Here is a 19,272-nt window from a genome sequence, read left to right on the forward strand (position 1 = left end):
CGCGGGTTCACGTGGACGGGTTGCCGGTCGTCGACCGGTGTCTGGTCATGGGCGTTGTGAACGTGACGCCGGACTCGTTCTCGGACGGGGGCGAGTGGTTCGAGCCGGCCGCGGCGATCAAGCACGGGCGCGAGTTGCTGGCCGAGGGCGCCGACCTGCTGGACGTCGGCGGCGAGTCGACCCGGCCGGGTGCTGTCCGGCCGTCGCCGGAGGAAGAGATCCGTCGCGTCCTCCCGGTGATCGAGACGCTCGCGGCCGAAGGCGCGATCATCTCCGTCGACACGATGCGGGCCGGGGTCGCGGAGCTGATGCTCGACGCCGGCGCCACGATGATCAACGACGTCTCCGGCGGGCAGGCCGATCCGGACATGCTGGCGCTCGTCGCCGAGCGCAAGACGCCGTACCTGTGCATGCACTGGCGCGGGCACTCGATCGACATGCAGAACCGGGCCGAGTACGACGATGTGGTCGCCGAGGTCATCGTCGAACTGGGCGAGCGGCTCGACGTACTGCGGCAGGCCGGCATCGATCTGAACCGGGTCGCGCTCGACCCCGGGCTCGGTTTCGCGAAGAACGCGAACCACAACTGGGAGATCCTTCGCCGGTTGCGGGAATTCGCCGTACTGGAAAGACCGTTGCTCATCGGTGCGTCCCGGAAGACGTTCCTCGGTAGGCTGCTCGCCGACGAGCAGACCGGCGAACCCAGACCGGCCGTACGACGAGACGATGCGAGCGTGGCCGTGACCGCCCTGGCCGCCGCAGCTGGTGCCTGGTGTGTCCGGGCGCACGCGGTGGCGCCGAACGCGGACGCGGTCCGGGTGGCGAAGAGATGGGGAACGGTATGACGGACGGACCGCGGCAGGGCACCGGTGGCGATGGTGCACGCGGTGCCACCGTCGAGGACGTCGTACTGAATGCGAACACCGCGTTCTACAACGCGTTCGAGGCCGGCGACCTGGACCTGATGGCGGCCGTCTGGCTGCCGGAGCCGGATCCGGTCTGCATCCACCCCGGCAACGCGGCGATCTCCGGGTACGCCGAGATGATGCGGGCCTGGGCGATGATCTTCGCGAACACGCCGTACATCCAGTTCTTCCTGACCGATGTGCAGGTCCGGGTAGATGAAGACGTGGCATACGTCACGTGTACGGAGAATGTCCTGTCCTCGGGTGAGGGTGCCCCCGAGGACGGCTTCGCCGGTGGCAAGGCGCTCGCCACGAACGTTTTCCGTCGAACTTCTAGCGGCTGGCGGTTGTGGATCCACCATGCCTCCCCGGTACTGTCGTCGTCTGGGGGCCGACAGGAGGAGGCGGAATGAGCGGTCCCGTTGTGATTCCTCCTGATGTGATCGAGATCCGGGGCATCCGCGGTTTCGGGCGCCACGGGGTGTTCGAGCACGAGCGGGCCGACGGACAGGAGTTCGTCGTGGATGTCCGGCTGGAGCTGGACACCCGGGCCGCGGCGGCCTCCGACGACCTGGCCGACACCGTGAACTACGGGGTGGTGGCCGAGCAGGTGCACGCCGCGATCGAGACCGACCCGGTAGACCTGATCGAGACCCTCGCCCAGCGCATCGCCGATCTCTGCCTCGCCGACAAGCGGGTGACAGCGACGGCGGTCACCATCCACAAACCCTCGGCGCCGATCTCGGTGCCGTTCGACGACGTTGTCCTGACCGTGCAGCGCAGAGCCGGAGAATCCTCGTGACTGAGACCCCTAGTCCCCACGTCATCGACGCGGACACCCTGAGCGGTGGTCTGAAGCCGATCCGCCAGCTGATCCTGTCGCTCGGCAGCAACCTCGGCGACCGTGAGGCGAACCTGCAGGGCGCGGTCGATGCGCTGCGGGACACCCCGGACGTCGTGGTGGTCGAGGTCTCACCGGTGTACGAGACCCAGCCGATCGGCGGTCCGGACGAGTCCGGCCCGTACCTGAACATCGTCCTGCTCGCCGACACCACGCTGAACGTCGACCTACTGCTCGAGCGGGCGCAGGCGATCGAGCAGGCGTTCGGCCGGGAGCGCAGCGTGCCGGGCGCGCCGCGGACCCTCGACGTCGACCTGATCACCTACGGGCAGAAGACGATCGAGACCGAGGAGCTGACGATCCCGCACCCGCGGGCGCACGAGCGTGCGTTCGTGCTTGCGCCCTGGCTCGACATCGAGCGGGACGCCGTCCTCCCGGGCCACGGCCCGGTCTCTGAGCTGCTGGCCAAGGTCGGGACCGACGGCGTGACCAAGCTCGACATCGAGCTGCAGTAGTGGTGTCCGGCGGTACCGAGCCGGGGCAGGCACCCCGGGACAAGCAGCAGCCGCCACGTCCGGGCTCGGTGCGGCCGACGTCACGCCGGCTGCTGGTCGCGATCGCCGTACTCGGGGTCGCGATCGGCGTCACGATGGTGAAGGCGATCGAGGCCGGTGGTGGAGTCGCTCCGGCGGTGTCGTGGCTGACGCTGGTCGCCTGGGCGTTCCTGGCCGCGTTGCTGTTCGCGGCGGCCCGCAACACCCACCAGCGGATCCAGGTACGCCGAGAGCGGGTCGAGCCGTCCCGCGCGGTGTTCCTGTTGATGATCGGGAAGGCGAGTGCCTTCGTCGGCGCGTTATGTGCCGGTGTTTACGCAGGGTTCGCGTTAAGCTTCCTGCAGGCGATGGGCTCTTCGGGCCCTCGTAACCGTGTGATCATGGCCGCTGCGGCGGCGGTGATCTCTGTGCTGGTCGTCACGGCCGGATTGTTGCTCGAACGCGCGTGTCGCATTCCCGAGGACCCCGACGAGACCCCCTAACATGTCGGTCCATGGGGTCAAGGGGTAGCCGCCGTCGAACCAGGACCACCGTTCTCACCGTTGCCAACGCATCTCTGATCGTTGTCTGCCTGGGCGTGAGTGTCGCGCTGTTCTCGCAGAATGCCTGGATTCTCCGGGCCGCCGCGGTCGGTGCGGCTCTGGTCGCGATCGCCGGCGCCGTCCTGTTCCGCCATCAGTTGCTGGTCGAGCGGCTGGCCCACTCCGACGAGCGTGCGCAGGTCGCGCAGGAGTACTCGCGGATCACCAGCGCCCGGGTGGTCGAGAACGCGGAGTTCGTCGACCTGATGCAGCGCCGGCTGGACAAGATCGACCAGCGCCTCGACAAGATCGACGAAGAGGTCGCCACGGTCGTTGCCGCCGGCGACAAGCACTCGCAGGCCGACGCGCCGACGGTCGTGGACCTGAAGCTCCGAGGTCTGGCCGCCTCCTGAGCCGAGGCCCATACTGCGGTAATGGGGCTGGATGCGAACTACCCGGCTGTGACGATGAACGATCCGAACGGCCATGTCACGGTCTACAACGAGGACCATCTGCCGATCGGTCAACTCGGTCCGACGCCGTACGAGTCACCCTCGGTAAACGTCACCTGCCGCCGCAAGGCGTGGGACGACCTCTACTGGTACCGCCTCCTGAACCCCGAGGGCTTCCCCTTCCCGGCCACCGAGGCGTACGTATCAGCCGACGAAACCCACGAACTGAACCCCGGCCAGCCCTACGCAATCCCCGACTGCGCCAGCGGCTGCCCAATCAAGATCGGCCAGGCAGCAGCCGTAGGCGCCCTGGCAATCGGTGGGGTGGCGGCAGCCGCGGCCTGGCGCCGTCGTCGGCGGGAGACGGGTATCGCGTAGGTTCTTGGTGTGGACTTTGCCAAGTTGCTGAAGGTTGCTGAGGCTGCTGTTGGGCGTGGGCGGGTGGTGACGCAGACGCGGGCGGTGGGGGAGTTGACGTCCAAGGGGGATCGGGACATGGCCTCCGAGGTGGACTTCGCCGTTGAGCGGGAGGTGCGGGCGTTCCTCGAGCGGGAGACGCCGGAGATCGGGGTGCTCGGCGAGGAGGAGGGCGGTGCGACCGACGGGACCCGCTGGGTGCTCGACCCGGTCGACGGTACGGTCAACTTCATCCACGGCGTACCGCTGTGGGCGATCTCGCTCGGTCTCATCCACGAAGGACGGGCCGTCGCGGGTGTGATCGACCACCCCGCCCTCGGTACGACGTACGCCGCCGCCGAAGGCCTGGGCGCCACCTGCAACGGGAAGACGATCCGGGGCAGCGAGTGCACCGACCTGAGCGACGCATTGGTTGCCGTAGGCGACTATGCCGTCGGCCCGAACGCCGAAGCGGTGAACGCCGACCGCCTCGCCCTGACCCAGCGCCTCTACCCGCGCGCCCAACGCCTGCGGATGATCGGTACAGCCGCGACCGCGCTCACCTGGACCGCGAACGGGTACTTCGACGCCCTGATCATGTTCTCCAACAAGCCCTGGGACACGATGGCCGGCGTGGCGATCTGCCGCGAGGCCGGCGTCACGGTCCTGGACCTCGACGGCACCGACCACGCGCCGGAGTCCCGCGGCGTCTTCGCCGTCGCCGACGGCATCCGCGAACCGCTCCAGGAACTGCTCAGCTAAGGGTTATCGATGTCGACACTCGGAATCATCGGCAGCGGCAACATCGGGTCCGTGGTCGCATGGCTCGCGGTCGACGCGGGCATCGACGTGGTGATGGCGAACTCCCGCGGCCCGGAGAGCCTGGCCGACAAGGTCCGCGACCTCGGCGTCCAGGCCGGCACTGTCGAGGAGGCCGTACGAGCCGGCGACTGGGTCCTCGTGACCATCCCCCTTGGCCGGTACGCCGACCTGCCGGTCGAACCGTTCGCGGGCAAGGTCGTGCTGGACACGATGAACTACTACCCGCATCGCGACGGCCGGATCGATCGGCTCGACCGCGAGGTGGTAACAACCGCCCAGCTGCTCCAGGAACACTTGCCCGAGGCCCACACCGTGAAGGCGTTCAACAACATCAGCGCCCGCAACATCGTCACGCTCGCCCGGCCCGCCGACGCCACCGATCGCAGCGCGCTGCCGATCGCCGGCGACGACGCGGACGCGAAGGCGGCAGCCACAGCGCTGATCCAGACCCTCGGGTACGACGTGGTCGATGTCGGCCCGCTGAGCGAGAGCTGGCGGTTCGAGCCGGAGACGGCGGCGTACGTGACGCCGTACCTGTCGAAGGCGAGTACGGCGAAGCAGCGGGCCGCCGGGCATGCCGATCCGGGAAAGCCGCTGCCGGTGGCAGCGCTCGTGCAGCTGATCGCCGGCGCACACCGCCCGCCGGTGGCCGGGCGCGAGTTCTGACCTGCTACTTGTCGATGTCGCCGACGACGAAGAACATGCTGCCGAGGATCGCGATCATGTCCGGGATCATCGTGCCGGGCAGCAAGGCCGGCAGCGCGGAGATGTTGTTGAAGCTGGCCGAGCGGAGTTTGAGCCGCCAGGGCGTCTTGTCGCCGCGCGAGACCAGGTAGTAGCCGTTGATGCCGAGCGGGCTCTCGGTCCACGCGTACGTCTGGCCCTCGGGGACCTTGAGGATCTTCGGCAGCCGGACGTTCACCGGTCCGGCCGGCATCGTGGAGAGCTTGTCGAGGCAGGCGTCGACCAGGTCGAGCGAGACCTTCACCTGCTCGAGGAGGACCGAGAAGCGGGCGTAGCAGTCGCCGTCGGGCCGTGTCACCACGCGGAGTACGTCCTGCAGGTCGCCGTACGCGAGGTAGGGCTCGTCGCGGCGGAGGTCCGCGTCCACGCCGGAAGCGCGGGCGATCGGGCCGGAGACGCCGTACTGCGCGATGAGTTCGGGAGCGAGCTTGCCGACGCCGATCGTGCGGGCGCGGAAGATCTCGTTGCCGAGGATGATGTCCTCGATATCGGGCAGCCGCTTGCGGACCGCGGCGGACGCTGCGGCCGCGCGACCGAGCCAGCCGTACGGGAGGTCCTCCTTCAGCCCGCCGACCCGGTTGAACATGTAGTGCATCCGGCCGCCGGACAGCTCCTCCATCACCGCCTGGATCGTCTCGCGCTCGCGGAACGCGTAGAACACCGGCGTGATCGCGCCGAGCTCCAGCGGGTACGAGCCGAGGAACATCAGGTGGTTCAGCACCCGGTTCAGCTCGGCCAGCAGGGTCCGCAGCCAGACCGCCCGGTCCGGTACCTCGAGGCCCATCATCCGCTCGACCGCGATCACCACGCCGAGCTCGTTCGCGAACGCCGACAGCCAGTCGTGCCGGTTCGCCAGCACGATGATCTGCCGGTAGTCGCGGACCTCGAACAGCTTCTCCGCGCCGCGGTGCATGTAGCCGATGATCGGCTCGCAGCTGACGATCCGCTCGCCGTCCAGCGTCAGTCGCAGCCGCAGTACGCCGTGGGTCGCCGGGTGCTGCGGACCGATGTTGAGCACCATGTCGGTGGTCGGCAGGTCCGATCCGGCTCCACCACGCTCGTAAGCAGGGTCGAATCCGGCGGCCCCAGCCCCGACTCCAACGACTCTTTCGGTACTCATGCCCCCTATCGTGACAGGCTGGGTACGTGGATGACCTCTTCGCACCCTCGGATGTCAGCTGGACGCCGGTGTCGCCCAAGCTGGCCACGCTGCGCCGGCTGAACGCGTCGATCGTGGCTGGGCTGGCCGCGATCGTGGCCCTGCTCGTGCTCGGACTGACGCTCGGCTGGCTGTACGGCGTACTCGCGGTGGTCGTGATCGCGCTGGTACTCGGCTGGGCGTGGATCCTGATCGGCCGCAACCAGCGGTCCTGGAAGTACGCCGAGCGCGAGGACGAGCTGCTGGTCAGCCACGGGATCATGTTCCGCGAGCTGGTCGTCGTACCGTACGGCCGGATGCAGTTCGTCGACGTGACGGCCGGGCCGCTGGAGCGCGCGTACGGGATGGCCACGGTCGAGCTGCACACGGCCACGCCGGCCACCGACGCCAAGATCCCGGGACTGCACCCGGATGAGGCCGGCCGGCTGCGTGACCGGCTGTCGGCCCTCGGCCAGGCGCAGGCGTGGGGCCTGTGACCACACAGACTCCCGAGCTGGTGGGGCAGCGGCTGCACCCCTTGACCCCGTTCGTCAAAGGCTGGGGGTACTTCGTCGTCGCCGCCGTCGCCTTGGTCAACAACGAGGGCCTGCGGCAGAACCTGACATTCGCCGGCATCGGACTGGCCGCCGTCCTCGTCGGCGGCATCCTGCTCGGCACATTGTCCTGGTGGTTCACCAAGTGGCAGCTGACGGGCGATGCGATCCGCGTGGACAGCGGGTTCCTGTTCCGGCGTACCAGGATCATCCGGTTCGACCGGATCCAGGCGATCGACGTCGCGCAGCCGTTCGTGGCCCGTCTGTTCGGTATGGCCGAGCTGCGGATGGACGTGGCCGGTGGCGGTAAGAGCGACGGCAAGCTGAGCTACTTCAGGTACGACGAGGCGCAGAACCTCCGTACGACGCTGCTGGTCCGCGCAAAAGGTCAGCAGGCCGCCGAGCAGCAGGAGAGCGAGCAGCAGGCCGAGGCCGAGGCTCCGCCGCTGCTGACGGTTCCGACCAGCCGCCTGCTCGGTGCGACCCTGCTGTCGTCCACAGTCGTCGGTAGTGCCGGCGCACTGATCTGGTTGATCGTCGCGACCATGGTGCTGAACTTCCACATCGGTCTGTTCGCCGGTCTGCCGCTGCTGCTCGGTGTCGTGCAGCCGATCTGGAAGCAGGTCGTCGGCAACCACGGGTTCACGCTGTCCGAGACCCGCCACGGTCTGCGGACCAAGCGCGGGCTGTTCGACGTACAGCGGCAGACGATCCCGCCGGGGCGGGTGCAGGGTCTGCTGATCACCGAGCCACTGATCTGGCGGTTGATCGGCTGGTCCCGGGTCGAGCTGGACATCGCCGGTGTGGCCGGTCAGAAGGAGGACGGGGACAACGAGCGCGAGGGCGCCCAGCTGCTACCGGTCGGTGAGCGCAGCGAGGTCGCCTATGTGCTCTCCCAGGTGCTGCCTGGGTTCGACCTGGCCGGCATCCAGATGCACATGGCACCAGTGCGGGCCAAGCGGCTCCGGCCGATCGGCTGGCGCTATCTGTCGTACGGCGTCGACGATCAGGTGATGGTCACCACGCGGGGCTGGGTGAGTCGCCGTACGTCGATCGTGCTGCACCACAAGACGCAGTCGGTACGGATGGAGCAGGGACCGCTGCAGCGGCGGCTGGGGCTGGCCAATGTGCATGTGGACACCCCGCTCGGCCCGACCGATGCCATCGCGTTGCACCGCGACCAGGCTGAGGCTGCGGCGCTCGTGCAGGCTCAGGCGGACAGGGCGCGCGAGGCACGACGTACGGTGTCGGCGCCTCTCGCGGTCCAGACCCAGCCGAACCCGCCAAGGCCGGTGGATTCGAGCAGCTCGGCGGCTTCACCGGCCGAGGACAGCTCGGACAGGTAGCGCATCGGCTCTGTCTGCGCGAGGTCGAGGGGTGGTCTGGTTGCGCTGACGCCCAGGGCTTTCAGCGCGTCACGCTGGCTGAGGATCGTGCCGCCGAGGGAGTCCAGGGCTACGTGGGCGGTGATGTCGCAGGTGCCGTCCGGTGTCGGGTCACACTCGCGGCCGTTGCGGAAGCCGGTCAGGGCTCCGTACGGCGGCCTGCTGTCGCGCACGTGGCCGTAGTCGATGGCGATCGCGACGCTGCCGTCGGTCAACCGCCGAACCACGTCCTGCCAGGCGGTGTCGCGGGTGATGCCGACCTCGGCGCGGTCACCGGGCTCGCCGGGCCACCACTGCCGGAGCCAGTCGAGATCGTTGCCCTCGACAACATGTCCGGATGTGAGGTCTGCCGACAGGTAGTGCGGAACACCGTCGTCGTCCCACTCGACGACCTCACACGGGATGTTGTCGAGCCACTCGTTCGCGATCACCAGCCCGGTCAGACGGTCGGGGAGTTCGTCGTCCAGCTCGATATCCACAACCGATAGACCTTCAGCTCGCAGCACCTTGCCGAGTTCCCCACGGCCGGCGCCGATGTCGGCGACCGTAGACAGCTCGAGAAGGTGCGCCAGTCGGGCGATGGCCTGTCCGAAGAGCGGGGACGCGTGCACCGACGTACGGAAGTGCTCGGACGGGCGCTGGCGGCGGTAGAAGCCGTCGGCGCCGTACAGCGCCTGCTGCCAGGCGTCTCGGAAGGTCATCCGAGCGGTACGGCGCCGAACTGGTGCCACGCCCCGTCCGCGTCCTCGCGCCACAAGCCCAGCTCGGTCAGCTGCACTGTCGGGGCCGGCGTCGCGGCCAGAGCGGCCTGCGCCTCGGCGACCACGGCCGGACCGCCCTCCGTGGACGACGAGATGGTCAGGTGCGGCTGCGCGTCCGGGAACTCACCGCCGTACGGCGGGCACTCCGGGAAGGCTGCGAACACGCTCTGGAGCAGGGAACGCACGGTGTCGAACGGCTCCGGCTTCAGCCAGGCCGTGCCGTTCGGAAACTGACCGGCTGTCGGGAAGCTGAGACCAAACGGCTGCACGGACGAGACAGCAGACCGTAGCCGAGCGACGTCGGCGTCAGTGGGCTCCGCGACCCACGGAACCAGCACGGTCACATGCGGTGGGATCAGCTCGGTCAACGGCACCTGTGGCCGCGCACTCGACCGGGACACCGCACGCCAGCGGTCCGTGTACGCCGCCAACTCGGGAACTGTGATCAGAATCGCGGTCAATCCACTCCGCTCTGCCCACGCATCACTCACCCGCACATGCTCTCATCACCTACCCTGACAAGTAGATCGTCTGGTACCCCGCCGTGGGACTGGAACGAGAAGAGAGTGAGTGATGGAACGGATCGGCTTGATCGGAGCCGGCCGGGCCGGGACCGCCGTGGGAGCAGCCTTGGCGGCAGCCGGACATCGGTTGGTGGGAGTCACCGCGCGTTCGGACGCGTCCCGGGACCGCGCTGCCCGCCTTCTGCCCGCAGTACCGGTGCTGCCCGCCGATGAGGTCACGGCACTCGCTGACGTCGTACTGGTCGCAGTACCTGACGATCTGATCCGGGACGTGGCGCAGACGCTGCCGTTGACGAGTGCGCAGTACGTCGTGCACCTGTCCGGCGCGCACGGGTTGAGCCCGTTCAAGGGACTGGCTGCGACACCGGTCGCGCTGCATCCCTCGATGACCTTTCCGGGCGGCCTGGTGCCGCTGGACGACGTCATGTTCACCGCGACCGCGCCAGACGCAGCTCGTTCGGTTGTGGAGCGGCTGGTGAAGTCGCTCGGCGCACAGGTCCAGTGGGTGGCCGACGAGCAGCGGGCGAAGTACCACGCCGGTCTCGTGCACGGTGCGAACCACCTGACCACGTTGGTCTCCCAGGCGATCGCCGTACTGCGGGAGGCCGGCGTGGCGGATCCGGTGGCGACACTGCAGCCGTTGCTGGCCGCAACCCTCGACAACACGCTGCGATCCGGTCATCATGCGCTCACCGGGCCGATCGCCCGCGGCGATGTCGACACGGTGGCAGCACATCTAGCAGCACTACAGGGACTGCGGGACCGGACGGCGACGACGTACGCCGAGCTGGCCCGCGCGACGGTGGAGATGGTGGTGGCGGACGGGCGGCTGGACGCGGGGACGGGCCGCCGGTTCATCGAGGTGCTGGACGGGCACCGGGCAGGAGTCCCAGGGCAGGATCGGACAGGGGAGACACCGGGATGAGACTCACCCAGACCAAGGCCGAACTGCGAGCAGCGGCCGCGATCCGGCCCCGGGCGGTTGTGATGACGATGGGGGCCCTGCACGAAGGCCATGCGGCGTTGCTGGCCGAGGCCCGCGAGCGGGTCGGACCGGACGGCAGCGTGGTGCTGACGATCTTCGTGAACCCGTTGCAGTTCGGGCCGTCGGAGGACTTCGACCGGTACCCGCGGACGCTGGCCAGCGACCTGGCGATCGCCAAGAACGAGGGTGTCGACCTGGTCTTCAACCCGTCGCGCGACGAGCTGTACCCGAACGAGCCGTCGATCACCGTGCATCCGGGCCCGTTGGCGGACGAGCTCGAAGGGGTGTTCCGGCCCGGGCACTTCTCCGGCGTACTGACCGTGGTGTCGAAGCTGCTGCACCTGACCGCACCCGATCTTGCGCTGTACGGCGAGAAGGACTACCAGCAGCTCACGCTGATCCGCGAGATGGTCTGCGACCTGGACATGGACGTCGACATCGTGCCGGTGCCGACCGTACGTGAGCCGGACGGTCTCGCGATGTCCTCACGCAACCGCTACCTGAGCGAGACCGAGCGTGACGAGGCGCTGGTGCTGTACCGCGCGCTGAGCGCCGGCGCGAAGGCTGGGATGAACGGCCCGGACGCGGTGATGGCCGCGGCCCAGGCCGAGCTGGAGGCAGTTCCATCGGTGAAGATCGACTATCTGGCCCTCCGTGCGCCGGATCTGGGCCCGGTCATCGGCCCCGGCGAGGCCCGGATGCTGATCGCCGCGCGTGTGGGTCTGACCCGTCTCATTGACAACATTTCCATCACCCTGCGATGAAATCCGTTGATACGGTCGCCGGATGACGATTCCCGCCGTGCCGCAACGGCTGGCCGCGGCTGAGCCCGGCTGGACCGACTCTGTCGACGTGGTGGTGATCGGCTCGGGGGTTGCCGGGCTGTCCGCTGCGCTGAAGGCCCGTGAGCTGGGCACCGTGCTGGTGGTGACCAAGGACGTTGTCGCGTCCGGCTCCACGCAGTGGGCGCAGGGTGGCGTTGCCGCCGCGCTCGACCCGGAGGACTCGCCCGAGGAACATCTGCAGGACACGCTGGTCGCAGGCGCCGGGCTCAGTGACCCCGAGGCCGTCCGTGTGCTCGTCACCGAAGGCCCCGATGCGGTTCGTGACCTGATCGAGCTCGGCGCACGCTTCGACACCATGGCCGACGGCGAGATCTCGCTGGGCCGCGAGGGCGGGCACCACCGCAACCGGATCGCGCACGCCGGTGGCGACGCGACCGGCGCGGAGATCGAGCGGGCCCTGGTCGCCGCGGTCAAGCGGGCCAAGGACATCCGGCTGATCGAGCACGCGCTCGTCCTCGACCTGCTCACCGCCGAGGACGGCGGGGTCGCCGGCGTGACGCTGCACGTGATGGGTGAGGGCCAACTGGACGGCGTCGGGGCGATCCGCGCCCGGGCCGTGATCCTCGCCTCCGGCGGTCTCGGACAGTTGTACGCGGCAACGACCAACCCGAGCGTGTCGACCGGTGACGGAATGGCGCTGGCGTTGCGGGCCGGGGCGAAGGTGCGGGACCTGGAGTTCATCCAGTTCCACCCGACCGTGCTCTGGCTCGGTAAGAGCGCGAAAGGCCAGCAACCGTTGGTGTCCGAGGCGGTCCGCGGCGAGGGCGCATTCCTGGTCGACGACACCGGCAAACGGTTCATGCAGGGCCAGCACGAGCTGGCCGACCTCGCACCGCGGGACATCGTGGCGAAGGCGATCATGCGCCAGATGATTGCCACCGGCAAGGATCACGTCTACCTGGACGCCCGGCACTTCGGCGACGAGAAGTGGCGGGTGCGGTTCCCGACGATCCTGGCGTCCTGCCGGTCGCACGGTATCGACCCGGTGCGTGAGCTGATCCCGGTCGCACCGGCCTGCCATTACTCGTCCGGCGGCGTGTGGACCGACCTCAACGGTCAGACCTCGGTGCCCGGCCTGTACGCATGCGGTGAGGTGGCCTGCACCGGCGTACACGGCGCCAACCGGCTCGCCTCCAACTCCTTGCTCGAAGGGCTCGTGTTCGCCCGCCGGATCTCCGCGCACCTCGCAAACGGTCTGCCCGAACGGCGTGAGCCGGTCGTCGACGTCCGTACGCCGGGCCTCGTCGACGCGGACGTCGTACCCGAGCTGCAGCGGGCGATGACCGTCGGCGCCGGCGTGATCCGGAGTGCGACCGGTCTGTCCGAGGCAGGTGCGGTGATCGGCAAGCTGATCGAGCAGCCGGCCGACGAGCCGGGTACGCCGGGATGGGAGGCGACGAACCTGGTCACGGTGGCGTCCGCGCTGCTGGCCGCCGCGACCGCCCGGGAAGAAAGCCGTGGCGCGCACTGGCGCGAGGACCACCCGGATCGGGATGATCTGCACTGGTCCGGCAGTCTGGACCTGACGCTGCCTGCCGTGGCCGAGCGGGCTGTGCCCCAGGCCACGTTCGTTCCCCACGTTTCCGAGGAGAATCACCGGCATGGATGAGACAGTCGACCGGGATTGGGTCGTTGACCTCGTGCAGGCAACCATCGAAGAGGACCTGGCCGGGGGCGTCGACGTGACCACCACGGCCACCGTCGACCCGGACCAGATCTCGGTTGCCGAGCTGGTCGCGCGCACCGACGGCGTGGTCGCCGGTCTGGAGATCGCGGAGCTCGTACTGCGACTGGTCGCCGCCCCGGACGAGCTCGAGATCGAGCACTCCGTGCGTGATGGCGCGTCCGTGCAGGCCGGCGGCGTCCTGATGACGGTCCGCGGCAAGACCCGGCAGCTGCTCACCGCCGAACGCACCACGCTGAACCTGCTGTGCCACCTCAGCGGTGTCGCCACGCTGACCCGGCGCTGGGTGGACGCGGTCGCGGGCACCGGCGCGGTCATCCGCGACACCCGCAAGACCATGCCGCTGCTGCGGTCCTTGGAGAAGTACGCCGTCCGCTGCGGTGGCGGCAAGAATCATCGGATGGGCCTGTCCGACGCCGCGCTGATCAAGGACAACCACGTGATCGCCGCCGGCGGGGTCGCGGAGGCGTACCGGCTCGTGCGCAAGGCGTACCCGGACATCTCGATCGAGGTCGAGGTCGACTCGGTCGACGACGCGCTGATCGCGGTCGAGTCCGGCGCCGAGCTGATCCTGCTCGACAACATGGACGTCCCGCAGCTGCGCGAAGCGGTCGAGAAGGTCGGCGGCCGGGCGCGGCTCGAGGCCTCCGGCGGACTGACCCTGGACAAGGCCCGCGCGGTTGCCGAGACCGGCGTCGACTTCCTCGCGGTCGGCGCGCTGACGCACTCGGCGCCGGTGCTGGACATCGCGCTGGACCTGCGAGAAGGCTGACATGTTGCTCGCCGTCGCCGTCGAGAACACCAGGACGCTGGTCGGCCTGGTGTTCGAAGGCACGGTCAAGCGGCATTGGTGGGTCGGTACGGACCCCCGGCGTACGGCGGACGAATGGGCCGTGCTGCTGCAGGGCCTGCTCGCCGGCGAGTCGCCGGTGTCCGGGATCGCGGTGTGTTCCGCCGTACCGCATGTGCTGCATGAGTTGCGGGACGTCGTCTCGCGGTACTACCAGGACGTGCCGAGCGTCGTGGTCGAGCCGGGTGTGAAGACCGGGCTACCGGTGCTCGTCGACAACCCGCGCGAGGTCGGCACCGACCGGATCGCGAACGCGCTCGCCGCGGTGCACAAGTACGGCGCGCCCTGCCTGATCGTCGATGTCGGTACGGCGATCACGATCGACGTGGTGAACCCGGCCGGCGCCTTCATCGGCGGAGTGATTGCCCCAGGCATCGAAACCGCGACCGACGCGCTCGGGTACGCGGCCGCGCAGTTGCGCCGGGTCGAGCTGGTCCGGCCGCGGTCGGTGGTCGCGAAGAACACCGTCGAAGCCCTGCAATCCGGTGCGATCAACGGCTTCGCCGCACTCGTCGACGGCCTGGTCGCACGGATCCGGACCGAGCAGTCTCTGAACGCGGAGAGTCCCGTCGTGCTCACCGGCGCGCTGGCTCCGCTCCTGATCGACCAGCTGACGACGCCGGTCCGCGACGAACCGTTGCTGACGCTGCACGGTCTGTACCAGGCGTACGCCCGCAACCACGGCTGAGGTTTTACCCTCTTGTGCCCTTGAGGTGATCTGCATCACCATGAGGACAGCCATATTGGGGGGAAACCATGAGAGCTACGTATCGGGTACTCGCAGGTCTGATATCGATCGGCGTTCTGGTTCAGGCGATGGCCATCGCGGTCGCCTGGTTCACCGCGCTGAAGGATGTCGACGGCGGTCTGGTGATCGACAAGAACTACGACGGCAACTGGGGTCACAGCCTGCACGGGATCGTCGGGTCGATGATCATCCCACTGCTCGCGATCCTGCTGCTGATCGTCTCGTTCTTCGCGAAGGTCGACGGCGGCGTCAAATGGGCGTTGTACGTGTTCGGTCTGGTCGCGCTGCAGATCGCCTTCGCCTTCGCGGCCTTCGCCGCGCCGGTGATCGGCGCGCTGCACGGGGCCAACGCGCTGGCACTGCTGGCGGTGGCAGGTATGGCCGCCCGGCGAGCCGCCGGTGCACCGGCCACGGCAGCGGCTCCGTCCACCGAGGCGACCGCTTAGATGCCTTTGGCAACTGACAGGCGGTGGCCGTGAAGCTGCGGCTGCCGCCTCGCCGGGTGCTGGTCGGGCTGCTCGCGACGATCGTCGTACTGACGCCGATCGTGTTCTTCTGGGCGCGGAGCCTGGTCCCGAACGACCTGTCGCCGATGTCGATGGGGTACGCCGACTACGGCGGCGGGTCGGCGTCGGAGCATGAGCACCACGGCGTCGACGTCAGCGAGCTCACCGGGCCGCCCGATCAGAAACCCGATGTCGCGGTGGATCTGGTCGCGCGCAAGGAGCACTTCGACATCCCCGGCCGCGGTTCGTTCGACGGTTACACGCTGAACCACACCTCGCCGGGGCCCCGGATCGTCGCAAAACAAGGCGATCTGATCCAGGTCACGCTGCACAACGACAACCTGCCCGACGGCGTCACCCTGCATTGGCACGGCGTCGACGTACCGAACGCCGAGGACGGTGTCGCGGGCGTCACGCAGGACGCGGTCCAGCCGGGGCAGTCGTACGTGTACCGCTTCGTGGCGAAGGACGTCGGCACGTACTGGTACCACTCGCACCAGATCGCGCACGAGCAGGTCCAGAAGGGCTTGTACGGCGTACTGATCGTCCAGCCCGCACCCGGTGACGTGATCGCCGCCGTGCACACCTACGACAAGATCCGCACGGTCAACGGCGAGTACGGCGAACGCCGGGTGAAGGCACCGGGTCCGACGGCTCGCGTGCGGGTGATCAACACCGACAACGGACCGATGTCGATCTGGGTCGACGGGACGTCGTACAAGGTGGTCGCGGTCGACGGGACCGACGTGAACGCGCCGACCGAGGTGAGTGGGAAGAAGGTGCTCGTGACGGCCGGCGGGCGGGTCGATCTGGAGCTCCGTACGGACAAGCCGGTGCGGATCGGGCTCGGCGGTGGACCGACGACGCTGGTGATCGGGGACGGCGATGCCCCGACCGGGACGGAGCCGACGGACCGGGTCGATCTGCTGACGTACGGGTCACCGAAGGCGATCGGCTTCGACCCGGCGAAAGCGACGCGGGTGTTCCGGTACGACATCGGCCGGCGGATCGGCTTCTTCGACGGCAAGCCCGGGCTGCGGTGGTGGACGATCAACGGGCAGCAGTACCCGGACGTGCCGATGTTCGTGGTGGACGAGGGCGATGTCGTCCGGATGACGATCAAGAACACCTCGGGGCAGGTCCATCCGATGCACCTGCACGGCCACCACCTCGTCGTACTCAGCCGGAACGGGGTGAAGGCGACCGGGAGCCCGTGGTGGACGGACTCCCTCAACGTCGAGGACAAGGAGTCCTACGAGGTGGCCTTCGTCGCGAACAACCCGGGCATCTGGATGGACCACTGCCACAACCTGCCGCACGCCTCACAGGGCCTGATCACGCACCTGATGTACAACGGCGTCAGCACGAAGTTCCACCTCGGCGGCGGGACGGACAATCACCCCGAGTAGATCGGGCGGCCGACGGTCAGCGCCGTACGGAGGGTTTCGGGCAGGTCGTTGAACGCCGAGTCGGGCTGCGTACCGGTGGCGTCCAGGGTCTTGGAGAAGAACGCCCGCGCCGCGGCGGCCAGCGCGACGTCGAGCACGTCGGCGTCGGTCAGACCGACCGCTTTCAGTCCGTCGACGTCGGCCTGGGTGACGGTGTCGGCTCCCAGTGCGACCTTCCGGGCGAAGGCCATCACGGCCTGGTCGACCGGGTTGTTCGGCGGCTCGTCGACGAGGGCCGCCACCTCTTCGGCGGTGTAGAACTTGTCGGCCAGTACCTGTCCGTGCGCGAGGCTGCAGTAGCTCGACTTCAGCGCGGTCGCGGCAGCCAGCGTGGCCAGCTCGTAGCGGCGCAGGTCCATGGACTCCTTGATCGCGCCGTTCAGCTGCTTCCACGCGTCGTACACGGCAGGCCGGGCCGCGAACGTCTGGACGAAGTTCGGCACGTGCCCGGCCGGCGCACGGTTCGCCTCGAAGAACTCCGGTTCCTTCGGTGTGTCGATGAATGCCATCGTGGTTCCCCCCTCTGTGGCTCCTCTCACGGTAGGAGCGTGATACCGATCCGGCAACGGCGATGGGAATCCGGTACTCCTGACTGGGTATGGTTCACGAGGTTCGGTTGTGAGGCAGCCTGAGACGAGGTGGTACGGGTGCGGCGGGTGTTTGCCGTGGCGCTGGCAGTGGTCGTCGGTGCGACCTTGCTGACCGCCTGCGCCTCGGATCCGGCGCCGAGCGATGTGGCGGTCGCCTGGGCGCCCAACGGGCGGGCAGCGGTACTGGTGACCTGGAAGGACGCCGGCCAGCCGAACCGGATCACGATCGAGGGTGTGCTCAGCGAGAGCCCGTCGTACGTGAAGTACATCCCGGCCGGTGACCCGAACCGCTGGGAGATTCCGACCTCGGCGTTCCCGCCGGACGGGAACTACAAGGTCGCGGTGGCGACCGGCACGTCGCAGGGCGGCGTGACCAGCAAGCTCACCAAGTCGCCGGTGTTCGACACCGACGGGCCGGTGCGGCCGAGCGCGGCCGCGGTGGCTCCGCAGGGCCGCGGTGTGCTGATTAGGTGGTCGGTGCCGGTCGCGCCCCAGGACTTCACCCCGAACGACCCGCTCGACATCAAGGGCAAGAAGACGCAGCGGTACGTGCCGATGATCGGTCGGCCCGGCCAGATGCTGAAGGTGATCGGCCCGGCGACGACGTCGAACCGGCAGGTGATCAAGAGCATCAAGCCGCCGTACGTCTTCCAGCTCCGCACGGGGAACGAGTGGAGCACGCAGATCGGCGGACAGGTCCTCGGTCTGACCAGCTCGATCAGCGGCGCGGTGCCGCCGCTGGCCCAGTTCAGCGTGCCGATCCGGGTCCGCGGCCGCGTCATCCTGCGTACCGCCGGCTGCGAGCTCGAGAGCCCGTGCACGAGCCAGCGGGCGACACCGGCCGGCGTACCGGTGGTGGTGCTGACCCAGGTCACTCCGGGCGCCCGGTGGACCCCGGCGGCACGCGGTACGACGACGGGCGGTGGGTACTACGACATCGCCGTACCGACCGGTGGGAGCCGGCCGTACAAGATCACCGTGCCGGTGTACTCGAAGGCGGGCATGATCACCGGGACGTCGACGAGCAGACCGGCGTACACGAAGAGTGTCGTCCGGGTGGCGTCGGCCGGGTTCGCCGGTGGGGACACGGCGAAGAAGGCCGGGTCGATGGTGACGATCTCGGCGACGGTCAAGCCGGCCATGAACACGACCGTGATGCTGCAGGCCTGGAACCGACAGACCCGCACCTGGGCGAACCTCAAGGCGATGGCGATGCGGCAGGGCCAGACCGCGCTGGCGTTCAAGGCCGGGCAACCGGGCGACTTCGTCTATCGGTTCGTGATCCCGGGCGCGATGATGTTCGGCCGTCCGATGCAGGGCATCACCACGGCCGGCCTGCAGCTACACGTCCGCTGACTCGGCCGGCGTCGGCGCCGGTACGTCGGTGTGCTTGCGCCGCTTGCGGACCTTGTGGACGACGTAGAACGCGACCACGACGACCGCGATCCCGACCAGCGCCCACAGCGATACCCGGCCGAAGATCTTGTCGGCGTTGTCACCGATCTTGTAGGCGACGATGCCGATCGTCGCCGACCAGGCGATACCGCCGGCGGCGTTGGCGGCCAGGAAGCGCGGGTAGTGCATCCGCAGCATGCCGGCCATCGGGCCCGCGAAGATCCGCAGCAGCGCGACGAACCGGCCGAAGAACACCGTCCAGACGCCGTACTTGTGGAAGTACTTCTCGGCGCGGACGATCCGGTCCTCGGAGAAGTGGTGGAACCGGCGGCCGAGCCGTTCGAACAGCCGGCGTCCCGCCTTGCGGCCGACGAAGTACCCGATCGAGTCGCCGATGATCGCACCGGCGGCCGCCGCCAGGATCACGAACTCGATCCGCAGATGGTGCTGCGAGGCGAGCAGCGCGGCCGCTACCAGGGTGGTCTCACCCGGCAGCGGCACCCCCATGCTCTCGACGCCGATGACGAGTCCGACCACCAGGTACGCGAGGACTGCCACTCCGGTCGGGATGGCGATCGCCTGCGCGAGCAACAGAGGTTCCCCCATGCACCCATAGTGACATCG

Annotated in this window: 23 protein-coding genes and 1 pseudogene; 19 read left to right on the top strand and 5 right to left on the bottom strand. The window is 68.7% G+C overall.

Going from position 1 to position 19,272, the window contains the following annotated elements; genetic code table 11:
* Positions 1–47 precede the first annotated feature (47 nt).
* From folP to FDA38_RS24950, 9 genes are all read left to right on the top strand, one after another.
* Positions 48–845 (top strand): dihydropteroate synthase, encoded by a 798-nt coding sequence (gene folP / locus FDA38_RS24910; protein WP_137256768.1) that lies wholly within the window; start codon positions 48–50, stop codon positions 843–845.
* Positions 842–1,318: a nuclear transport factor 2 family protein gene (locus FDA38_RS24915; RefSeq protein WP_233714907.1), complete on the top strand. Its 477-nt coding sequence runs from the start codon at positions 842–844 to the stop codon at positions 1,316–1,318. Before folP ends, FDA38_RS24915 begins: the two co-directional genes overlap by 4 nt.
* On the top strand, positions 1,315–1,707 hold the full coding sequence (gene folB / locus FDA38_RS24920; protein WP_137256469.1) for a dihydroneopterin aldolase: 393 nt from the start codon (positions 1,315–1,317) through the stop codon (positions 1,705–1,707). The genes FDA38_RS24915 and folB overlap by 4 nt, the downstream gene beginning before the upstream one ends.
* Entirely contained in the window at positions 1,704–2,261 is a 558-nt protein-coding gene (folK, locus tag FDA38_RS24925) for a 2-amino-4-hydroxy-6-hydroxymethyldihydropteridine diphosphokinase (RefSeq protein ID WP_137256470.1), read from the top strand. Before folB ends, folK begins: the two co-directional genes overlap by 4 nt.
* 2 nt (positions 2,262–2,263) lie before the next feature.
* The gene (locus tag FDA38_RS24930) at positions 2,264–2,782 is read left to right on the top strand and encodes a DUF3180 domain-containing protein (protein ID WP_233714908.1); all 519 of its coding nucleotides are present in this window, start codon (positions 2,264–2,266) and stop codon (positions 2,780–2,782) included.
* Positions 2,783–2,877: 95 nt separating this feature from the next.
* Positions 2,878–3,234, top strand: a complete 357-nt coding sequence (locus FDA38_RS24935) for a hypothetical protein (protein WP_233714909.1) — start codon at positions 2,878–2,880, stop codon at positions 3,232–3,234.
* A 21-nt stretch (positions 3,235–3,255) separates the two neighbouring features.
* On the top strand, positions 3,256–3,651 hold the full coding sequence (locus FDA38_RS24940) for a hypothetical protein (RefSeq protein ID WP_137256473.1): 396 nt from the start codon (positions 3,256–3,258) through the stop codon (positions 3,649–3,651).
* Between the two features lie 9 nt (positions 3,652–3,660).
* The gene (locus tag FDA38_RS24945) at positions 3,661–4,431 is read left to right on the top strand and encodes an inositol monophosphatase family protein (protein WP_137256474.1); all 771 of its coding nucleotides are present in this window, start codon (positions 3,661–3,663) and stop codon (positions 4,429–4,431) included.
* A 9-nt stretch (positions 4,432–4,440) separates the two neighbouring features.
* Positions 4,441–5,157: an NADPH-dependent F420 reductase gene (locus tag FDA38_RS24950; RefSeq protein ID WP_137256475.1), complete on the top strand. Its 717-nt coding sequence runs from the start codon at positions 4,441–4,443 to the stop codon at positions 5,155–5,157.
* A 4-nt stretch (positions 5,158–5,161) separates the two neighbouring features.
* On the opposite strand, the gene FDA38_RS24955 is transcribed toward FDA38_RS24950, so the two are convergent.
* Positions 5,162–6,355: an NADH-quinone oxidoreductase subunit D gene (locus FDA38_RS24955; RefSeq protein WP_137256476.1), complete on the bottom strand. Its 1,194-nt coding sequence runs from the start codon at positions 6,353–6,355 to the stop codon at positions 5,162–5,164.
* Between the two features lie 26 nt (positions 6,356–6,381).
* Between FDA38_RS24955 and FDA38_RS24960 the strand changes: the two genes are divergently transcribed.
* Together FDA38_RS24960 and FDA38_RS24965 are read left to right on the top strand one after the other, a co-directional pair.
* On the top strand, positions 6,382–6,870 hold the full coding sequence (locus FDA38_RS24960) for a PH domain-containing protein (protein ID WP_137256477.1): 489 nt from the start codon (positions 6,382–6,384) through the stop codon (positions 6,868–6,870).
* Positions 6,867–8,273 carry a PH domain-containing protein gene (locus tag FDA38_RS24965; protein WP_233714910.1) on the top strand — a complete coding sequence of 469 codons (1,407 nt, stop codon included), beginning with the start codon at positions 6,867–6,869 and terminating at the stop codon, positions 8,271–8,273. Before FDA38_RS24960 ends, FDA38_RS24965 begins: the two co-directional genes overlap by 4 nt.
* Before the next feature lie 104 nt (positions 8,274–8,377).
* Here FDA38_RS24965 and FDA38_RS24970 read toward each other — a convergent pair.
* Positions 8,378–9,013: pseudogene (locus tag FDA38_RS24970) on the bottom strand (SAM-dependent methyltransferase); the annotation flags it as partial.
* Positions 9,010–9,564 (bottom strand): 2'-5' RNA ligase family protein, encoded by a 555-nt coding sequence (locus FDA38_RS24975; protein ID WP_137256479.1) that lies wholly within the window; start codon positions 9,562–9,564, stop codon positions 9,010–9,012. The gene FDA38_RS24975 and the pseudogene FDA38_RS24970, both read right to left, overlap by 4 nt.
* A gap of 82 nt (positions 9,565–9,646) precedes the next feature.
* Here FDA38_RS24975 and FDA38_RS24980 point away from each other — a divergent pair, with 82 nt between their 5' ends.
* From FDA38_RS24980 to FDA38_RS25010, 7 genes are all read left to right on the top strand, one after another.
* On the top strand, positions 9,647–10,522 hold the full coding sequence (locus FDA38_RS24980; RefSeq protein WP_137256480.1) for a Rossmann-like and DUF2520 domain-containing protein: 876 nt from the start codon (positions 9,647–9,649) through the stop codon (positions 10,520–10,522).
* Entirely contained in the window at positions 10,519–11,346 is an 828-nt protein-coding gene (panC, locus tag FDA38_RS24985; protein WP_137256481.1) for a pantoate--beta-alanine ligase, read from the top strand. Before FDA38_RS24980 ends, panC begins: the two co-directional genes overlap by 4 nt.
* Before the next feature lie 22 nt (positions 11,347–11,368).
* Positions 11,369–13,036, top strand: a complete 1,668-nt coding sequence (locus tag FDA38_RS24990; protein WP_137256482.1) for an L-aspartate oxidase — start codon at positions 11,369–11,371, stop codon at positions 13,034–13,036.
* Positions 13,029–13,883 (top strand): carboxylating nicotinate-nucleotide diphosphorylase, encoded by an 855-nt coding sequence (gene nadC / locus FDA38_RS24995; protein ID WP_137256483.1) that lies wholly within the window; start codon positions 13,029–13,031, stop codon positions 13,881–13,883. The genes FDA38_RS24990 and nadC overlap by 8 nt, the downstream gene beginning before the upstream one ends.
* A gap of 1 nt (position 13,884) precedes the next feature.
* Positions 13,885–14,649, top strand: a complete 765-nt coding sequence (locus FDA38_RS25000; RefSeq protein ID WP_137256484.1) for a type III pantothenate kinase — start codon at positions 13,885–13,887, stop codon at positions 14,647–14,649.
* Between the two features lie 68 nt (positions 14,650–14,717).
* Positions 14,718–15,155 (top strand): hypothetical protein, encoded by a 438-nt coding sequence (locus tag FDA38_RS25005; RefSeq protein ID WP_137256485.1) that lies wholly within the window; start codon positions 14,718–14,720, stop codon positions 15,153–15,155.
* Between the two features lie 29 nt (positions 15,156–15,184).
* Complete coding sequence (locus FDA38_RS25010) at positions 15,185–16,624, top strand: multicopper oxidase family protein (protein ID WP_233714911.1); 1,440 nt, start codon at positions 15,185–15,187, stop codon at positions 16,622–16,624.
* Here the strand turns inward: FDA38_RS25010 and FDA38_RS25015 are convergent.
* The gene (locus FDA38_RS25015; RefSeq protein WP_137256486.1) at positions 16,612–17,172 is read right to left on the bottom strand and encodes a carboxymuconolactone decarboxylase family protein; all 561 of its coding nucleotides are present in this window, start codon (positions 17,170–17,172) and stop codon (positions 16,612–16,614) included. The two genes, FDA38_RS25010 and FDA38_RS25015, sit on opposite strands and share 13 nt — an antisense overlap.
* 138 nt (positions 17,173–17,310) lie before the next feature.
* Here FDA38_RS25015 and FDA38_RS25020 point away from each other — a divergent pair, with 138 nt between their 5' ends.
* Complete coding sequence (locus FDA38_RS25020; protein ID WP_233714912.1) at positions 17,311–18,609, top strand: hypothetical protein; 1,299 nt, start codon at positions 17,311–17,313, stop codon at positions 18,607–18,609.
* Here the strand turns inward: FDA38_RS25020 and FDA38_RS25025 are convergent.
* On the bottom strand, positions 18,595–19,254 hold the full coding sequence (locus tag FDA38_RS25025) for a DedA family protein (RefSeq protein WP_137256488.1): 660 nt from the start codon (positions 19,252–19,254) through the stop codon (positions 18,595–18,597). The two genes, FDA38_RS25020 and FDA38_RS25025, sit on opposite strands and share 15 nt — an antisense overlap.
* Between the last annotated feature and the right edge of the window lie 18 nt (positions 19,255–19,272).

The sequence above is a fragment of the Kribbella jiaozuonensis genome (assembly GCF_005233875.1).
Classification (GTDB): Bacteria; Actinomycetota; Actinomycetes; order Propionibacteriales; family Kribbellaceae; genus Kribbella; species Kribbella jiaozuonensis.